Consider the following 14,561-nt stretch of genomic DNA (forward strand, 5'->3'; position numbering starts at 1 on the left):
GAAGAAAGGCCCGCCGAAGCGGGCCGCCTGCCGATTCAGGATTTGGCTCGACCGCGCGTCAGAAGCGCGCCTTCAGGAAGGCCGAGGGCCCTTGCAGCCGCACCTTGAGCCGCGAGTCGGCGGTGCTGCCGTCGCGGGTCAGGTCGATGTTGGTCACGCCATAGGAGACCACGAGGCCCACGTTCTTCACCGGGAACCACTCGACGCCGGCCGAGGCGTTGTAGATGTTGCCGTGGAAGCGGCCGCTGCTCTTCCACACGCCCGAGGCGTCGGCGAACAGGCGCAGGTCGGGCGTGATGGCGTGGCGCACGCCAATTTCGAGCAGCGGCGCGACCGCGTTGTCGCTCGAGCTTTCGTTCAGCGTGCCGACCTGACCGTTCACCGCGGCAAACGCGGTGACGCCCAGCGTGGCGCGGTAGTAGGCCGCGCCGGCACCGAGGCCGAACACCGTGTTGCCCGAGCCGAGCCACCACTTGTACGAGAGCTTGGCGAAGTCGAGCTTGGTGTTGAGGTTCGCGTTGCCGAGGGTGCTCAGCGTGCCGAAGGGGCCGAGCGAGGTGTTGTTGCCGAACTGGCCCCCGTAGTCGCGCTTGTACTGGTAGTAGTCGAAAGAAATGCCGTGGCTGTCACCGATCAGCAGGTCGGCGGTGATGCGGGGCATCGTCACCCGGCCGGGCTTGATGTCGCCCGTCTGCAGCGTCCCGTAGGGCGTGGCCACCGAGGCGTCGAGCTTCGGATCGGCGCTGAAGCCGCCCACCGAGAAACTGAACCGGTCCAGTGCCGGCGAAGGGTCGGCCAGCGCGGGCGCGGTGGCGAAGAAGAAACCGGAACCCACCAGCGCACCGAGGGCGCCGAATCTGAACGTCCAGTCGAGCGGACGGGAGCGGAACGACAGCATGAAGAATCCTTCGGAAATTGAAGAAGCCCCGGGCATTGCCTCGGGGCCAGACTCCTTTGAACCGCAGTACCTTAGTGAGGCGGCGGAACGCGTCGAATGCGCGGAATGCGGCTCTTCTTGTAGGAATTTCTTGATGGTGCGGGGGCGGCGCTACAGTGCCGCATGCGCAAACACCTCTCCACGACCACGGGCCCGCAGCGTCTTCTCTACGGCTCCGTTGTCGGGGCCGCCGTGGCGCTGGCACCGTGGCCCGTCGGCGGCATGGCGCGCGGGCTGGCGGGCTGGTGCGCGGGGGTGCTGGTGTACCAGGTGCTGACCTGGTGGCTGATCGAGACCTTCGACGCGCGGCGCACGCGCGAGCGCGCGCAGTCGCTGGACCAGCCCAACCTGATGATCCTGGTGTCGATGCTGGTGGTGGTCGCCGTGAGCGTGATCGCCATCGCGATGCTGCTGCAGCAGGTGAAGCAACTGACGGGCTGGGAGCGCGCGGGCCACGTCGTGCTCGGCGTGGTGGCGCTGGCCGGCTCCTGGCTGATGATGCACACGATCTACGCCTTTCACTACGCGCACCGCTACTACATCGACCAGAAGGGCGGCTCGCCTGATGGCGGCCTCGACTTTCCGGGCAAGGACGACCCGGACTACTTCGACTTTCTCTACTACTCGTACGTGATCGGCATGACCTCGCAGGTGTCCGACGTGCAGGCCACGTCGCGCGAGATGCGGCGCATCACGCTGGTCCACAGCGTGCTGGCCTTCGCATTCAACATGCTGGTGCTGGCGCTCTCCGTCAACGTCGTGGCTGGCGCTATCTGATCGCCGCCATCAGGCCGTCTTGGGTTTGGGGCCGAGCCGGACCACGCCGGTGGAGAGCGCCACGCCGCACACGATCACCACGGCGGAAATCAGCATCCACTGCGTGATGCTTTCGCCGAGGAACACCGCGCCGTAGAAGAGCGCGAACACCGGCACCAGGAAGGTCACGGTCAGTGCGCGGGCCGGGCCGGCGCGTTCGATCAGGCGGAAGAACAGGATGTACGCCACGCCCGTGCAGGCGATGCCCAGCGCCAGCAGCGCGAGCCATGCGCGCAGGCTCGGCATCTGCGCGGGCCAGAGCCAGATGGCCGGCAGCGCGAGGAAGAGCGTGGCGCCCAGCTGGCTGCCCGTCGCGGTGGCCAGCGGCGGCACACCGCCCAGGTAGCGCCGGGTGGCGCTGGCCGAGATGCCGTAGCACAGGCACGCCCCGAGGCAGGCGATGACGGCCCACAGCGCGGCGTTGCTGCTCGCGCCGGCGTGCAGGCCGGCGCTCCGGCTCGCGAGCATCGCGACGCCGGTAAAGCCGATAACGAGGCCGACGATGCGCGAGCCGCTCGGCCGCTCGCGGAACCACGCCCATGCAACCAGCGCGCCGAACATCGGCACGGTGGCGTTGATGACGGCCGCGAGGCCGGAGTTGATGGTCAGGAGCGCAAAGCAGAAGAGCGCGAACGGCATTCCCGAGTTGAAGACGCCGACGCCGAAGGTGGCCTTCCAGTGCGTGGCGATGGCCGGTCCCTGGCCGCGCACGAGCGCGATCGGCAGCAGGAACAGCGCGGCGATCGACACCCGCACCGCTGCCGTCGGCAACGCGCCGAACTCGGCCGCACCAATGCGCATGAAGAGAAAGGATGCGCCCCAGAGCGCACCGAGCAGCACGAGGTCGATGAGCCAGGGCTTGGCGATGCTGGTGGCAGTGTTGTTCTGTGTTGTTGTGCGCATGCGTCTCTCGGTTCTTTTCTTATCTCGCGCCTTCCAGTTCGAGGAGGGCGGTCTTGCGGTGAAGCCCGCCAGCGTAACCGGTCAGCGAACCGTCGGAGCCGAGCACGCGGTGGCACGGAACGATCACGCTGATCGGGTTGCGCCCCACGGCCGCGCCCACCGCGCGCACCGCGGCCGGGTTGCCCACATGCACGCTGAGCGCGCCGTAGGTCATCGTCTTGCCGGCGGGAATCGCGAGCAGCGCCTGCCACACGCTCTGCTGGAACGCGGTGCCGTGCGAGAGGTCGAGCGGCATGTCGAAATCGCCGCGCTTGCCGGCGAAGTAGTCGCGCAGCTGCGTGCCGGCTTCGATGAGCGCCGGATGGTCGTCCTTCGCGATCCAACCCGTGGTGTCGGGCCAGTGGCGCTGCTGGTCGAACCAGACGCCGGCCAGGCCCTGGTCGGTGGCCGCCATCGTGATGCCGCCGAGCGGCGTGTCGATGTGCGAGGTGTAGATGGCTTTGCTCTTGAACTTCATGACATTTCAGGCTGCGACGCCTGCCGTTGTGATGTGGGGAGAATCCGCCGCCGCTTCTTCAGTGGCGGCTGGGGGAGAAGAGGGCGCGTACCAGGCCCGCAGCGCCGCATAGCTGCGCCAGGGCCGCCATGCCTGCGAGGCCTCGCTGGCCGCGCGCGCGGTGGTCACGCCCAGCGCCTTCTGCAGGGCGACGTCGCCGGCCGGAAATGCATCGGGCCAGCGCAGCGCGCGCATCGCGATGTACTGCGCGGTCCAGGCGCCGATGCCGGGGAGTTCCTGCAGCGCGGCGATGGTCGCGGGCACGTCGGCGCCCGCATGCAGCGCCAGCTTGCCGGCCGCCACTTCGCGCGCGATGGCCTGCAGGGCGGCTTGGCGTTGCCGGACGATGCCGAGCTGCCCCAGCGCATCGCCGCTCGCCGCCGCGAGTGCCGCGGGTGTGGGAAACAGCTTGTCCAGCCCTTCGATGGGCGTGGCGATCGGTTCGCCGAACGCCTCGACCAGCCGCGAGCCCAGCGTGCGCGCCGCGGCCACAGTGATCTGCTGGCCCAGCACCGCGCGCACCGCGAGCTCGAAGCCGTCGACCGTGCCGGGCACGCGCAATCCATCGCCATGCGGAAAGGCCGCATGCAGCGCCGCGTTGATCGCCATCGGCCCGGCGTCGAGATCGAGCATGGCGCGTGCCCGGCTGATCACGATCGGCAGCACCGCGGCGAGGGAATCGCTGACCGACAGCAGCATCTGCTCGCGTTCGAGGTCGAAGCGCAGCTGCAGCCATCCGGCATGGGCCTGCCCGCCTTGCTGCACGCGCAGCGTGCGGGCCAGGCGCACATAGGTTGGCGTGCCGCCCTTGGCGGGTGCCTTGCCATCGGCCGTGGTCGCCACCTCGACACCGCGCAGGGCGCGGCGCGCGAAGAAGCCGAGCATCGCGCCCACGTCGTAGGGCGGACGAAAGCCCAGCCGCACTTCGATCGCCTTGCCTTCGCCGCCCTGCGTGCCGCCCGCACGCCGCAGCGCACTGGGGTTGAGGCCGTAATGCTCGACGAACGCGGCATTGAAGCGGCGCACGCTCGCGAAGCCGCTGGCCAGCGCCACCTGCGTCATCGGCAGGCGCGTGTCGGCGATCAGTTGCTTGGCGGCCAGCAGGCGGCGCGTCTGCAGGTATTGCAGCGGGGAGACGCCGAACTGCGCCTCGAAGATGCGCCGCAGGTGCCGGTCGCTCACGCCCAGGCGCGCCGCGATCTGCGCCGCGCCGGGGCCGTTGTCGTCGCCGTGGGTCCATGCATCGGGTTCGTCGATCAGCCGTGCGGCCTGCAGCGCGAGGATGCGGGAGGAGTCTTCGGTCGACCAGCTGGCCGCGCGCGGCGCCAGCTCGGGCCGGCAGCGCAGACAGGGGCGGAAGCCCTCGGCCTCGGCCTGTGCCGCATGCACGAAGAACCGGCAGTTCTCGCGCCGCGGCAGCTTCACGCGGCAGACCGGCCGGCAATAGATGCCGGTGGAGGTCACCGCGGTGAAGAACGAACCGTCGAAGCGCGCATCGTGCGTCTTCATCGCCAGGTAGCAGGCGTCGCTCTCGAGCGCTTCAGAGGGGGCTTGGGTGGAAGGCATGGACAAATGATACGGTTTCGAGTCGTTTCAACTGGCCGTTTTCGGACATGTGGGCACGCGGGGCGTTGCCTACAATCCCCGTTCCAAAAACCCACAGGGAAACGCCTTTTATGCAACTCAGCGCGTCGATCTTCAAGGCCTATGACATCCGCGGCGTCGTGCCCGTCACCCTCGATGCCGAGGTGGCCGAAGCCCTCGGGCGCGCGTTCGGCAGCGCCGCTCGCGCCGCTGGCGAGAAGACGGTGGCCGTGGGACGTGATGGACGCCTGTCGGGCCCCGCACTCGCCGAGGCGCTGATCAAGGGCCTGGTGGCCACCGGCGTCGAGGTGATCGACGTGGGCGCGGTCACCACCCCAATGCTCTACTTTGCGGCCCACACGCTGTGCACCAGCGGCATCCAGGTCACCGGCAGCCACAACCCCAAGGACTACAACGGCTTCAAGATGGTGCTGGCCGGCCGCGCCATCTACGGCGACGAGATCCAGGGCCTGCGCAAGACCATGGAAGACGGCACCGCCAAGCTGGCACCGGGCGGCAGCGTGCGCAAGGTCGATGTGACCGACGCCTACGTCAAGCGCATCGCGGGCGACATCAAGCTTGCGCGCCCGATGAAGATCGTGGTCGATTCGGGCAACGGCATCGCGGGCGCCACGGCCCCCGCCATCTTCCGCGCCATCGGCTGCGAGGTGGTCGAGCTCTTCAGCGAGGTCGACGGCGATTTCCCCAACCATCATCCCGACCCGAGCAAGCTGGAGAACCTCAAGGACCTGATGGCCGAACTGGCCAAGGGCGAAGCCGAACTGGGCCTGGCCTTCGACGGCGACGGCGACCGCCTGGGCATCGTCACCAAGGACGGCCAGAACATCTTCCCGGACCGCCAGATGCAGCTTTTCGCGCAAGACGTGCTCTCGCGCGTGCCCGGCGGAACCATCGTCTACGACGTGAAGTGCTCGCAGCGCCTCGCGCCCGCCATCGAGGCCGCGGGCGGCAAGCCGATGATCTACAAGACGGGGCACTCGCTCATCAAGGCCAAGATGAAGGAAATCGATTCGCCGCTGGGCGGCGAGATGAGCGGCCACATCTTCTTCAAGGAACGCTGGTTCGGCTTCGACGACGGCACTTACGCCGGCTGCCGCCTGCTGGAAATCTTGAGCAAAAGCCCCGATGCGAGTGACGTGCTCAACGCGCTACCCACCAGCTTCTCGACGCCCGAACTCAACGTCGCCTGCGCCGAAGGCGAGCCGCACACGGTGGTCGACACGCTCGTGAAGGGCGCGAGCTTCGCGGCACCCGCCAAGGTCTCGACCATCGACGGCCTCCGCGTGGACTGGCCCGATGGCTTCGGGCTCATCCGCGCCTCCAACACCACGCCCGTGCTGGTGCTGCGCTTCGAAGGCCAGACCGACGCGGCGCTCCAGCGCATCCAGGCCGAAATGCTCGCACTGCTGCGCACCGCCAAACCCGACGCCAAGCTGGCCGAAGCTTCCCACTGACACCTGTGCGTTCCCTGCTGCTGCGCCTGTACGGCGCCTTCACCACCGTCGTGCAACCGCTGGTGCGCCGCAAGTTGCGGCGCCGCGCGGAGGCCGAGCCGGGCTACGCCGTGGCCGTCGAGGAGCGCTTCGGCCACTACGACGAATCCATCACCGGCGAGGCCCAGTGCTGGGTGCACGCGGTGTCGCTCGGCGAAACGCGCGCGGCCGCCATCCTCATCGCCGAACTGCGGCGGCAGTACCCGGGCATTCCGATCCTGCTCACGCACGGCACCGCCACCGGCCGCGAGGAAGGCGCCAAGCTGCTCGAGCCCGGCGACACGCAGGTCTGGCAGCCGTGGGACACGCCGGGTGCCGTCGCGCGCTTTCTCGATCGCTTCAAGCCGCGCATCGGCGTGCTGATGGAAACCGAGGTCTGGCCCGAGATGGCCGCGGCCTGCGCCGAGCGCCGCATTCCGCTGGTGCTGGCCAATGCGCGTCTCAACGAGAAATCGCTGGCCGCGGCCGAGCGCCTGGGCTGGCTCGCGCGGCCCGCGTACTCGGCTCTCGCGGCCGTGTGGGCGCAGACCGAAGCCGACGCGCACCGGCTGGTGTCGCTTGGCGCCAAGGTGGCCGGCATCTACGGCAACCTCAAGTTCGATGCGACGCCGGATGCGCGGCAGCTCACCGCCGCGACCTCGCTGCGCGAGCGCCTGCCCAAGCCCATGGTCGTGCTCGCGAGTTCGCGCGACGGCGAGGAGCGGCTGCTGCTCGAGGTGCTCAAGCGCTTCGGCGCCACCTCGCCCGTGCCGCCCGAGCAGGGCGCGATCCGCTCGATCGCCAAGCGCGTGCATGACGTGCAATGGATGATCGTGCCGCGCCATCCGCAACGTTTCGACGAAGTGGCGGCACTGATCGAATCGCAAGGTTTCGCAGTCGCACGCCGCAGCGCCGCGGGCCAGCCGACCGATGCGGAAATCTGGCTCGGCGATTCGCTCGGCGAGATGGCGCTGTATTACGGCCTGGCCGACGTGGCGCTCCTGGGCGGCAGCTTCGAGCCGCTGGGCGGGCAGAACCTCATCGAGCCAGCCGCCTGCGGGTGCCCGGTGGTGATGGGCCCGTCGACATTCAATTTCGCCGAGGCGGCGCAACTGTCGCTGGCGGCCGGTGCGTCGCTGCGGGTCGAAGGCATGGAGCAGGCGGTGACGGCGGCGCTGAAGCTGGTCGAGAACCCCGAGCGGCGAGCGGCGATGGCGGAGGCTGCGCTGGCGTTCTCGTCGTCGAACCGCGGAGCGGCCGAGCGCACGGCGGCTGCTGTGCTGGCGATTGCGCAGGCGGCGGAGCCTGTGGTGGCGGAGGGCGTGCCGTTGGCCACCGAACCCGAGCGCGCGGAACCAACTCTGGACTGAACCCGCTTTGCTCCTTCCCCTTCCGGGAGAAGGCTGGGATGGGGGCAAGCGCCCAACGAGCGCTGTGTAGGGGTTGTAGCCGTCGTGCCCCCACCCCGACCTTCCCCCGTAAGGGGAGGGAGAAGAAAAGACCTAACCCTCGTTCAGCGCACCGGCGGATTCACGATCACCGGCGGCACCGGAGCCGTCGGCATCGTCGGCGGCGTCGGGTTGAACGGCTGCACCGGCACCGGCGGCACCACCGGAATGCTGGGCGGCGTCACCGTCGTCGAAGACGGCGCAGGCGAACGATCGGGCGTCGTTGTCACCGAAGGCACCGCCGGCGTGCTCCCGTTGCTCGCCAGCGTCGCGTTGATCGCGTTCATGTCCGCGGTCGTCAGCGTGCCGTTGGCCTGGCGCAGCTTCAGGTTGCCCAGCAGCACGTTGTAGCGCGCCTGCGCGAGGTCGCGCTTGGTCTGGAACAGCTGGCTCTGCGAATTGAGCACGTCGATGTTGATGCGCACGCCCACCTGGTAGCCGAGCTTGTTGGCATCGAGCGCGCTCTGGCTCGAGGCCTCGGCCGCTTCCAGCGCTTTCACCTGGCCCGCACCCGACACGAGGCCGAGGTACGCCGCGCGCGTGGCCTGGGCCACGCTGCGCCGGGTGCCGTCGAGCACGCTGCGCGACTGGTCTTCGAGCGCCAGTGTTTCCTTGATGCGGTTCTCGGTCGCGAAGCCCGCGAAGAGCGGCAGGTTGAACGTGACGCCGACCGTGGCGGCGTTGACGCGCGTGCCCACGGTGCTGGTACTGGTGCCCGTCGGGTTGCGCGTGACGTTGTAGCCCAGGTTGGCGTCGAGCGTGGGCTTGTGGCCGGCCTGCGCCTTCTGCACTTCGAGCCCGGCCACGTCGAGTCCGAGGCGCGCCTGCTGGATCGCGGGATGCACCTCGTCGGCCTGCGCGACCCAGGCGTTGATGTCCGCGGGTTGGGCAGTCGGCAGCACGACCGGCACGGCCAGCGGCACCGGAACGCTGCCGGGGCGGCCGACGAGCTGGTCGAGCACGATCTTCTTGACCTGCAGGTCGTTCTCGGCGGCGATCTCTTGGGCGATCACCAGGTCGTAGCGGGCCTGGGCTTCGCGCGAGTCGGTGATGGTGGAGGTGCCGACTTCGAAGTTGCGCTTGGCCGACGCAAGCTGCTCGGCCACGGCGACCTTCTGCGCGCGCACCAGCGCCAGGCTGTCCTGGCTCGCGAGCACGTCGAAGTACGCCTGGCTCACGCGCACGATCAGGTCCTGCTCGGCGGTGGTGAGCACCGCCAGCGCGATCTCCGTCTGGCGCTTGCCCTGCTCGTAGGTGGCCCAGTTGGCGGGGCGGTAGAGCGGCTGCGTGGCGTTGATGCCGACGTTCTGCGTGTTGAAGTCGCGCGAGGCGCTGGCGCCGCGGCTGGTGCCCGTGAGGGTGTCGATGTCCAGGTTGCTGCGGTTCACGCCGGCCGTGAGCCCGACGGCCGGCAGGATGCCGGCCTTGGCCTGCGCGGCGCGCGCGAGGTTCGCGTCGTACTGCGCCCGTGCGCCCTGGTACGTGGCATCGTAGCCGCGGGCGGAGTCATAGAGTTCGTTCAGTGTCTGGCCTTGGGCCGGCAGTGCAAGCAGAGTCGCGATAACGCTGGCGAGTGCTGCGGAAAGTGGCAGAAGCCGGGGCCTTGGAGGCATTGAACGTCCTTGAGGGAAAGAATCAGTAGCGCGGGACCGAAGGGTCGTGCGACGACCAGGCGTCGATGCCACCCGCCACGTTGGCGAGCTGGTCAAAGCCGTTCTGGTTCAGGAAGGCGGCCACGCGCTGGCTGCGCGCGCCGTGGTGGCAGAGACAGGCAATGCGTTGGCCTTCGCCCAACTCGGAGAGGCGGCCAGGGATCTCGTTCATCGGGATCGCCACCAGCGTGAAGCCCGCGGGCGCGACGCTCGCCGTCTGCAGTTCCCACGGTTCGCGCACGTCGAGCAGCACCGGGGCGGCATCGGCGTCCTGGGCGAACCAGGCGGCAAGGTCGGCGGGGCGGACTTGGTCGATCATTCGTGCGGCCCGCTCAGAACGAGAAGCGCGAGGGCTCGGGGAAGTTCAGGAGGCGCGGCGCGACGGTGTCCCAGGGCTGGACCGTGTCCCACTTGCTTTCGCTCGAGCGGGTGACGAAGTGGGCGCGCATCATCGGCTCCTCGCCCACGATGGCGGCGAGGCGGCCGCCGACCTTGAGCGATCCCAGCAGGTTCTGCGGAATGCGGGCGACCGAGCCGCTCAGCACGATCACGTCGAAGCTCGGGCCGCTGGGCAGGGGCACGGCGCCGTCGGCGTGGCGCACTTCGACGTTGCTCACGCCGTTCTGGCGCAGCGTCTCGGCGGCGCGGGCGGCCAGCACGGGGTTGATTTCGAGCGACAGCACCTGGGCGGCGCGGGCGCCGAGGAGGGCGGCCATGAAGCCCGAACCGGTGCCGATTTCGAGCACCGACTCATGTTTCTGCACTTTCAGGTCGTGCAGCATGCGGGCCTCGACCTTGGGGGACAACATGATCTCGCCGGGCACGGAGCCGTCGAGGAGGGGCAGCTCCATGTCGAAGAAGGAGAGCGTGCGGTGGGCTTCCGGCACGTAGTCTTCCCGGTGGATGGTGGCCAGCAGGTCGAGGATGTCCAGGTCCAGCACATCCCAGGGGCGGATCTGCTGTTCGATCATGTTGAAGCGCAAGCGCTCGAGGGTGGGGGTGGGGTTCATGGCGTGGCTTTCCTTGTGGGCTCAGGACAAACCTTCAATTTTAGGTGGCCCGGATGACGCCATCGGCCCGCTCGGCCATACAAACGACTTCTTCATGCCTTGCCTCCCGGGCGCACGCTGAGCCCGTAGAGCACGGTTTCGGCCTGGGTGGCGAGGAATTTCTCTGGGTCCAGGGCGCTTTCTCCGTCGACGCAGACCATGGCCGAGTGCTTCCAGAGCATGAGAAAGACCATGGGGGCGATCACCGAATAGATCGCATGGTCGATGTCGACCGGCGCGAATTCGCCGCGGTCGATGCCGCGCTGAAGGATGCGCCGCAGCAGGTCGTGGCCGGGGCGCACCACCTGCTCGCGATAGAACTCCGCCAGATCGGGGAAGTTGCCGCCTTCGCTCATCATGAGCTTGGTCAGGCCGGAGGCCTTGGTCAGGCCCACGCGCTCCCACCACACATTCATGCAGTAGCGCAGCATCTCGGCGGTGGTGCCCTCGAAAGCCTCGAACTCGGCGTTCCACTCGGTGAAGCGGCCGCCGAGGTTCTCCATGATCACGGCCTTGAAGAGCTCTTCCTTGCTCGGAAAATACAGAAAGAGCGTGCCCTTGGAGACCCCGGCACGCGCCGCCACTTCTTCCGAACGGGTGGCGGCAAAGCCTTTTTCGACGAACAGGTCGAGCGCGGCGGCCAGCAGTTCGCCGGGGCGCGCTTCCTTCCGGCGCTCGCGCTTGGAGCGCACCGGGCAGAACTTGTCGACAAGGGAACGGGGAGTGGGCATGTGGGTTAATGACTCGCGGGTTAGTAATGTAGTGACCGGCATCCGTCACGTCAAGCCGCGACAATATCGGGTTCGCCGTTTTCCAACCCAGCCGGAGCCGTGCCCATGTCTTCTTCACCGTCGCCCACCGAAACCATCGTGATTGGCGGGGGCTGCTTCTGGTGCACCGAAGCGGTCTTCGACCGTGTGCAGGGCGTACTCGACGTGGAGTCGGGTTATTGCAACGGTCAGGTGGTCAACCCGACCTACGAGCAGGTCTGCACCGGCCGCACCGGCCATGCCGAGGTCGTGAAGCTCGAATTCGATCCCGCCCAGATCAGCCTGCGCGAGATCCTGGAAATCTTCTTCGTCGTGCATGACCCGACAACGCTCAACCGCCAGGGCAACGACGTCGGCACGCAATACCGCAGCGGCATTTACTACACGAACGACGCGCAAAAGCAGGTCGCCGAAGACGTGATCCGCGAGATCGAGGCCAGCAAGACCTACAGCGCGCCGGTCGTGACCGAGGTGGTGCCGCTCGCCAACTACTCGACGGCCGAGGCCTACCACCAGGACTACTTCCTGAACAACCCGAACCAGGGCTACTGCGCGTTTGTCGTCGGCCCCAAGGTCGAGAAGTTCCAGAAGACCTTCGCCTCGCGCGTCAAGGCCTGATCCGCCAGCCCTCCGTTTCCGTGCAGCTCGCTACCCGCCAATCCCCCCGCTTCTCGACCCGCGCGATCCTCGCCGTGCTGGCGATCGCACTGTGGTTCGCGGGCACGCTCGGCGTGATGCACCGCTCGCTGCACGTGCCCGGCCTGCCGGCTGCGGCGGCCGCGGTCCAGGTGGCACAGGCCGACAAGGGCGTCCACGTCCACGCGGGCCACGGCGTGGTCAGCCTCTTCGGCGATCACACCGACGCCGAGTGCCGCCTGTACGACCAGCTCTCGCACGGATCGAGCGCCCCCGGCGTGCCGCTGGTGGTGCTGCCGGTGCTGCTGCCCTCGGCCACTTTTGCCTATCTGCAGGGCGAAGCCATCGCCCGCTGGGTTGCGCTGTTCGACGCGCGCGGCCCGCCTTCCACTCGCTGAATCCCCCCGTGTTCCGGTCGCCGTGCCTGCCTTGTGCGGGCAACGGCGTGCCGTCCATTGATTCAACGAGTGTTCACCATGATTCCCAATTTCCGTCGCAACGCCATCGGCGCTGCCGTTCTTTCGCTCGCCTTCGCCGCTGCGTCCCACGCACAGGACACCACCCAAGTCCAGGTTCAGGCCCAGCCTGCCGATGCGGCCAGCCTGCCCGCGGTCACCGTCACCGGCAATCCCCTCGGCGCCAGCGACCTGATCGCGCCGACCGTCACGCTCTCGGGCGAAAAACTCCTGCTGCGCTCCGACTCGACGCTCGGCGAAACGCTCAACAACCTGCCCGGCGTGAGCAGCAGCTACTTCGGCCCCAACGCGAGCCGCCCGATCATCCGCGGGCAGGACGGCGACCGCATCCGCATCCTGCAGAACGGCGGCGGCGCCCCCGACGCCTCGGCGCTGAGCTACGACCACGCGGTGCCGGTCGACGCGCTGGTCACCGACCGCATCGAAGTGCTGCGCGGCCCCTCGGCGCTGCAGTACGGCGGCAGCGCCGTGGGCGGCGTGGTCAACGTGATCGACAACCGCATCCCGACGGAGCCCATCAACGGCTTCGGCGGCCGCGCCGACCTGGGCTTTTCCACCGGCAACAAGGAGAAGAACGGCGGCGTGGTGCTCGAAGGCGGCAACGACCGCTTCGCGCTGCACGTCGACGCCTTCAACCGCGACTCGAAAGACGTCTCGGTGCCCATCGACCTGAACTGCGAGAAGCCCGGCTCGCCCTGGCGCGCCCGCAAGATCTGCAACTCGGCCAACGAGGCGAACGGCGGCGCGGTCGGCGGCACGCTGTTCTTCGACCAGGGCTGGATCGGCGCCTCCGCCAGCACCTACCGCAGCAACTACGGCACCGTGGCCGAGGACGACGTGACCATCCGCATGAAGTCCGACCGCTATGCGCTCGAAGGCGAGTGGCGCCCGGGCGGCATCATCAGCAGCATCCACGCGAAGGTGAGCCACACCAACTACCGCCACACCGAGTTCGAAGGTCCCGAGGCCGGCACCACCTTCTCGAACATGAGCAACGACCTGCGCATCGAGGCGCGCCACCAGAAGATCGGCAACTTCGAAGGCCTGGTCGGCTTCAGCAGCGAAACCAACCGCTTCGCCGCCGACGGCGAGGAGGCCTTCGCGCCGCACAGCCGCACGCGCTCGAACGCGCTCTTCCTCTATGAAGAGTACGGCGCCTCGTGGGGCAAGCTGAGCTTCGGCGCGCGCACCGAGAAGGTCCGCATCCGTTCGCTGGGCTATCCGGACGATCCGTCGATCACCCGCTTCGCCATCGGCGAGCGCACCTTCAATCCGCACAGCGCGGCGTTCGGCGCGCTGGTCAACCTCACGCCGCAATGGCAGCTGACCTCGAACCTCGCCTACACCGAGCGCGCACCGAAGGACTACGAGCTGCTTGCCAACGGCCCGCACGTGGCCACGGCCGCGTGGGAAGTGGGCGACCCCAACCTGAAGAAGGAAAAGTCGACCGGCCTGGACCTCGGCGCGCAATGGAAGTCCGGTCCCACCACGGCCCGCGTGAACGCCTACGTCACCCGCTTCAGCAACTACATCGGCCTCACCGCCTCGGGCCGCACGCTCGATGAAGAAGGCCAGGTGGCTGCACCGGACGCGACCGACACGTTGGCCGAGTACGTCTACAGCGGCGTGCGCGCGCGCTTCACCGGCATCGAAGCCAGCGGCAACCTGCGCCTTTTGGGCAACGACGGGTTCGCGCCGATGCCCGATGCGTCGACGCTCGACCTCGAATGGCGCGGCGACGTGGTGCGCGCGAAGAACCTGGACACCGGCGAGCCGCTGCCGCGCATCGCGCCGTTCCGCACGGGCGCGACGCTGGTCTACGGCAACGGTCCGTGGAGCGCGCGCCTGGGCTTCGACTACAACGCCGCGCAGCGCCATGTGCCCAGCGTCGGCGCGCGCGAGACCGACGCCTACACGCTGTGGAATGCCGCGATTTCCTACCGCATGAAGGTGCAGCGCGCCAACCTCACCTGGTATGCGCGCGTCGACAACATCACCAACAAGCTGGCCTACAGCCCGACGTCGATTTTGACGACGACGGTGTATCCGAACTCGCCGTTGCCGGGGCGTTCGCTGAAGGTTGGGCTGCGCGTGACGTTCTGATCGTGGTGTTTCTCCCTCCCCTTTCGGGGGAGGGCAGGGGTGGGGGCTCGCGGCCTGTGATGAGGCCGCAGCTTCCACAAGCGCCGCTTGCCCCCATCCCGGCCTTCCCCCGGAAGGGGAAGGAGCAAGACAACAGAA

14 protein-coding genes are annotated in these 14,561 nt (G+C 68.3%); 6 read left to right on the top strand and 8 right to left on the bottom strand.

Annotated elements, in window-relative coordinates; translation table 11 throughout:
* Positions 1-58 precede the first annotated feature (58 nt).
* Positions 59-898, bottom strand: coding sequence for a hypothetical protein (locus QFZ83_RS05900; RefSeq protein WP_307503745.1), 840 nt, complete (start codon positions 896-898; stop codon positions 59-61).
* Between the two features lie 162 nt (positions 899-1,060).
* Between QFZ83_RS05900 and QFZ83_RS05905 the strand changes: the two genes are divergently transcribed.
* A complete protein-coding gene (locus QFZ83_RS05905; protein WP_307503748.1) occupies positions 1,061-1,714 on the top strand; it encodes a DUF1345 domain-containing protein in 654 nt (217 codons plus the stop codon).
* A gap of 9 nt (positions 1,715-1,723) precedes the next feature.
* Here QFZ83_RS05905 and QFZ83_RS05910 read toward each other — a convergent pair whose 3' ends face one another.
* Genes QFZ83_RS05910 through QFZ83_RS05920 form a run of 3 tightly spaced genes read right to left on the bottom strand, consistent with a single transcriptional unit; the run spans position 1,724 to position 4,778 of the window.
* On the bottom strand, positions 1,724-2,656 hold the full coding sequence (locus tag QFZ83_RS05910; RefSeq protein WP_307503751.1) for a DMT family transporter: 933 nt from the start codon (positions 2,654-2,656) through the stop codon (positions 1,724-1,726).
* A 19-nt stretch (positions 2,657-2,675) separates the two neighbouring features.
* Entirely contained in the window at positions 2,676-3,173 is a 498-nt protein-coding gene (locus QFZ83_RS05915) for a methylated-DNA--[protein]-cysteine S-methyltransferase (RefSeq protein ID WP_013542683.1), read from the bottom strand.
* A 6-nt stretch (positions 3,174-3,179) separates the two neighbouring features.
* Positions 3,180-4,778: a DNA-3-methyladenine glycosylase 2 family protein gene (locus tag QFZ83_RS05920; RefSeq protein ID WP_307503756.1), complete on the bottom strand. Its 1,599-nt coding sequence runs from the start codon at positions 4,776-4,778 to the stop codon at positions 3,180-3,182.
* A gap of 110 nt (positions 4,779-4,888) precedes the next feature.
* On the opposite strand from QFZ83_RS05920, the gene QFZ83_RS05925 reads away from it, so the two are divergent.
* Both QFZ83_RS05925 and QFZ83_RS05930 read left to right on the top strand, forming a co-directional pair.
* Positions 4,889-6,271, top strand: a complete 1,383-nt coding sequence (locus tag QFZ83_RS05925; RefSeq protein WP_307503760.1) for a phosphomannomutase/phosphoglucomutase — start codon at positions 4,889-4,891, stop codon at positions 6,269-6,271.
* A 5-nt stretch (positions 6,272-6,276) separates the two neighbouring features.
* Positions 6,277-7,659: a 3-deoxy-D-manno-octulosonic acid transferase gene (locus QFZ83_RS05930; protein WP_307503762.1), complete on the top strand. Its 1,383-nt coding sequence runs from the start codon at positions 6,277-6,279 to the stop codon at positions 7,657-7,659.
* A 143-nt stretch (positions 7,660-7,802) separates the two neighbouring features.
* On the opposite strand, the gene QFZ83_RS05935 is transcribed toward QFZ83_RS05930, so the two are convergent.
* From QFZ83_RS05935 to QFZ83_RS05950, 4 genes are all read right to left on the bottom strand, one after another.
* Complete coding sequence (locus QFZ83_RS05935; RefSeq protein WP_307503765.1) at positions 7,803-9,350, bottom strand: TolC family outer membrane protein; 1,548 nt, start codon at positions 9,348-9,350, stop codon at positions 7,803-7,805.
* 22 nt (positions 9,351-9,372) lie between these two features.
* Positions 9,373-9,708 (bottom strand): rhodanese-like domain-containing protein, encoded by a 336-nt coding sequence (locus QFZ83_RS05940; protein ID WP_307503767.1) that lies wholly within the window; start codon positions 9,706-9,708, stop codon positions 9,373-9,375.
* A gap of 13 nt (positions 9,709-9,721) precedes the next feature.
* A complete protein-coding gene (locus QFZ83_RS05945; RefSeq protein ID WP_013542677.1) occupies positions 9,722-10,399 on the bottom strand; it encodes a protein-L-isoaspartate O-methyltransferase in 678 nt (225 codons plus the stop codon).
* A gap of 92 nt (positions 10,400-10,491) precedes the next feature.
* Positions 10,492-11,169, bottom strand: coding sequence for a TetR/AcrR family transcriptional regulator (locus tag QFZ83_RS05950; protein ID WP_307503774.1), 678 nt, complete (start codon positions 11,167-11,169; stop codon positions 10,492-10,494).
* A 105-nt stretch (positions 11,170-11,274) separates the two neighbouring features.
* Between QFZ83_RS05950 and msrA the strand changes: the two genes are divergently transcribed.
* The 3 genes from msrA to QFZ83_RS05965 all read left to right on the top strand — a co-directional run bounded on the left by msrA (position 11,275) and on the right by QFZ83_RS05965 (position 14,423).
* A complete protein-coding gene (gene msrA, locus QFZ83_RS05955) occupies positions 11,275-11,826 on the top strand; it encodes a peptide-methionine (S)-S-oxide reductase MsrA (protein WP_307503778.1) in 552 nt (183 codons plus the stop codon).
* Between the two features lie 20 nt (positions 11,827-11,846).
* A complete protein-coding gene (locus tag QFZ83_RS05960; protein ID WP_307503781.1) occupies positions 11,847-12,242 on the top strand; it encodes a hypothetical protein in 396 nt (131 codons plus the stop codon).
* A 78-nt stretch (positions 12,243-12,320) separates the two neighbouring features.
* Positions 12,321-14,423: a TonB-dependent receptor gene (locus QFZ83_RS05965; RefSeq protein ID WP_307503783.1), complete on the top strand. Its 2,103-nt coding sequence runs from the start codon at positions 12,321-12,323 to the stop codon at positions 14,421-14,423.
* Positions 14,424-14,561 lie beyond the last annotated feature (138 nt).

It is taken from the genome of Variovorax sp. W1I1 (assembly GCF_030815625.1).
Lineage (GTDB): Bacteria > Pseudomonadota > Gammaproteobacteria > Burkholderiales > Burkholderiaceae_C > Variovorax > Variovorax paradoxus_C.

What these genes read in the sequence shown, in the direction of transcription:
- QFZ83_RS05920 (WP_307503756.1), bottom strand. Translation starts at nt 4,778, where the DNA reads ATGCCTTCCACCCAAGCCCCCTCTGAAGCGCTCGAGAGCGACGCCTGC.
- QFZ83_RS05925 (WP_307503760.1), top strand. Translation starts at nt 4,889, where the DNA reads ATGCAACTCAGCGCGTCGATCTTCAAGGCCTATGACATCCGCGGCGTC.
- QFZ83_RS05900 (WP_307503745.1), bottom strand. Translation starts at nt 898, where the DNA reads ATGCTGTCGTTCCGCTCCCGTCCGCTCGACTGGACGTTCAGATTCGGC.
- QFZ83_RS05940 (WP_307503767.1), bottom strand. Translation starts at nt 9,708, where the DNA reads ATGATCGACCAAGTCCGCCCCGCCGACCTTGCCGCCTGGTTCGCCCAG.
- QFZ83_RS05965 (WP_307503783.1), top strand. Translation starts at nt 12,321, where the DNA reads ATGATTCCCAATTTCCGTCGCAACGCCATCGGCGCTGCCGTTCTTTCG.
- QFZ83_RS05905 (WP_307503748.1), top strand. Translation starts at nt 1,061, where the DNA reads ATGCGCAAACACCTCTCCACGACCACGGGCCCGCAGCGTCTTCTCTAC.
- QFZ83_RS05950 (WP_307503774.1), bottom strand. Translation starts at nt 11,169, where the DNA reads ATGCCCACTCCCCGTTCCCTTGTCGACAAGTTCTGCCCGGTGCGCTCC.
- QFZ83_RS05945 (WP_013542677.1), bottom strand. Translation starts at nt 10,399, where the DNA reads ATGAACCCCACCCCCACCCTCGAGCGCTTGCGCTTCAACATGATCGAA.
- QFZ83_RS05910 (WP_307503751.1), bottom strand. Translation starts at nt 2,656, where the DNA reads ATGCGCACAACAACACAGAACAACACTGCCACCAGCATCGCCAAGCCC.
- msrA (WP_307503778.1), top strand. Translation starts at nt 11,275, where the DNA reads ATGTCTTCTTCACCGTCGCCCACCGAAACCATCGTGATTGGCGGGGGC.
- QFZ83_RS05915 (WP_013542683.1), bottom strand. Translation starts at nt 3,173, where the DNA reads ATGAAGTTCAAGAGCAAAGCCATCTACACCTCGCACATCGACACGCCG.
- QFZ83_RS05935 (WP_307503765.1), bottom strand. Translation starts at nt 9,350, where the DNA reads ATGCCTCCAAGGCCCCGGCTTCTGCCACTTTCCGCAGCACTCGCCAGC.